At 38.2% G+C, this 2050-nt stretch carries 3 protein-coding genes; all 3 read right to left on the bottom strand.

Going from position 1 to position 2050, the window contains the following annotated elements; translation table 11 throughout:
- Positions 1 to 190: type II toxin-antitoxin system PemK/MazF family toxin (locus tag GILLI_RS05675; RefSeq protein ID WP_006988155.1), on the bottom strand; the 190-nt coding region annotated here is incomplete at its 3' end.
- Positions 181 to 426, bottom strand: a complete 246-nt coding sequence (locus GILLI_RS05670) for an AbrB/MazE/SpoVT family DNA-binding domain-containing protein (RefSeq protein ID WP_006988150.1) — start codon at positions 424 to 426, stop codon at positions 181 to 183. The genes GILLI_RS05675 and GILLI_RS05670, both read right to left, overlap by 10 nt.
- 436 nt (positions 427 to 862) lie before the next feature.
- A partial coding sequence (locus tag GILLI_RS05665; RefSeq protein WP_006988154.1) for an alpha/beta hydrolase family protein occupies positions 863 to 2050 on the bottom strand: 1188 nt, incomplete at its 5' end.

Here is a 2050-nt window from a genome sequence, read left to right as displayed (position 1 = left end):
CGCTCGATTTAAAAGAAACTCTTGTAGGGTATTTATTGAGATTTGTTGTCATTGGGACCACAACAATCGTTTTTAGATATTTATTAAGTTCATTTGGAGAAATTATTACGTAAGGACGGGTTTTTTTAATTTCACTACCAATTGTCGGATCAAGGTTTACGAGAACTATGGAATATTGTTTTAAATCCATTCATCAAAATCATCATCTTCAAACACACCATTCATCAATAATTGATCATCTCCGCTTTCAGCCATTTTTTTGAATTTATCTTCCCAGTTTTTTCTGGGAGATTCAATCGGTTTCAGGATTATATGGCCCTTTTCAAGAATAAGCTCAACTTTGTCTTTAATATTATATTTTAAAAGAATTGTTTTGCTCAAACGCAAACCTTTCGAATTTCCAATTTGTATAATTGCTGTTTCCATTACTCTAAATTTTGTAAATACAAAGTTATTACTTTTTGTCCAATATCAAAATTCTATTTTCGGTTTAAATTGCATTAATGCCTACGGTCTTGGTCCGAAAGTAGCGTGGAGTAGGGAGGCTTTTGCCGGCTTTATTGTTCGTATTGGAGTCTAAAATATAATTTTAAAATAAATGCATGCTATTTGCGGTTTCCGAATATTAGGAAGAAGAAGTCAGCAAACCTCAACGCGCTTTCTTTTTGCTTCATGAATGCTTCAGGCGCGAAGTCATGAAATCGCAGATTCGAAGAAGTCAAACTTCACGCAGCGGGGGTTTATGAAAAGTGCGGAAGAAGTAAGGCCAAAGGAAATAAGCTGAAGGAGGAAAGTTTAAAATAAAATAACCTCCCAAAAATGCCATTTTTGGGAGGTTATTTTATTAACGGGGTTTCTTTTTTTAATCTCTGAACTGCGGCGCCAGTTCTTCATCCTTAAGATGTTTGGCATAAAATCCCAACATTGCTTTATAAAGGTCAATCCGGTTTTCCTCTTTTCCGAAACCATGTCCTTCATCATACTTGACCATATAAGGAACATCAACGCCTTTTGCACGTAGCGCCCTTACAATTTGATCGGACTCGTCAATGTTCACCCGCGGATCATTCGCACCCTGAACCACAAGTAATGGCTTTTTAATTTTGTCAATATGAAAGACCGGTGAAACCTCTTCCATAATCGTTTTTTCTTCAGGGACTTTTTCGTCATACCAGATCTCTCTCAATATTTTCTCATAAGGCTTCCAATAAGGCGGAATAGTTTCCATGAAAGTAAATAAATTGGAAACACCTACATAATCCACACCGGCAGCATAAAGGTCTGGAGTTTTGGTGAGACCCCTCAATACTGCATATCCACCATGGCTGCCCCCATAAATGGCAGCTTTATCTGGATCTACCCAGCCCTGGCTGATCACGTATTTCAAACCATCTTCAACATCGTCCATTGCTTTTCTCCCAATTTGTTTGAATCCAGATTCTAAAAATTCACGACCATAACCTCCGGAAATCCTAAAATTCACCTGCAGCGTGGCATAACCACGACTAGCAAACAATTGTGCCTCTGGATTAAATCCCCAGGAATCTCTTACACCTTGCGGGCCTCCATGAGGATTGACAATAACAGGAACTTTTTGCCCTTCCAGAGCGGCTTTTGGGAGGGTGATATAACCATGTATGGTTTTTCCATCCCGGCTTTTAAAGGTAATGGGCCTCATTTCGGCCATATCTTCACCTTTGAGTTGGGGCATCAAATTATACAACAATTCAAATTTATTGGCCTCAACATTATACGACCAATATTCGCCGTACAATTTATCACTTTGAAGGAATACCAAATACTTACTTTCGTCATCAGTTTTATCAGCTATAGAATATTCCTTATTGGGGAATTCTTCAGTGATACGCTTATGTAGCTTTTTATAGTAGTCGCTAACCGGTACGATTTCCTGCTTTTCCCCCTCAAAAGTGTAATAATCCAGTTCGTAATTCCTATTTCGCGACAGGGAGACACCAGTAATATCAAAATCGTCATTCGCAAATAACTTTTTGATCACCTTATTTTCCTTCAGGTCGTACAGATAAACCGT

The sequence above is a fragment of the Gillisia limnaea DSM 15749 genome (genome assembly GCF_000243235.1).
GTDB classification, from domain to species: Bacteria; Bacteroidota; Bacteroidia; order Flavobacteriales; family Flavobacteriaceae; genus Gillisia; species Gillisia limnaea.
Note: the sequence above shows the minus strand (reverse complement) of the source record. Positions and strands in the feature narration are given on the sequence as shown.

Bases quoted from the DNA above. Each gene is read 5' to 3' on its own strand.
- GILLI_RS05670 (WP_006988150.1), bottom strand. From the start codon at position 426: ATGGAAACAGCAATTATACAAATTGGAAATTCGAAAGGTTTGCGTTTG.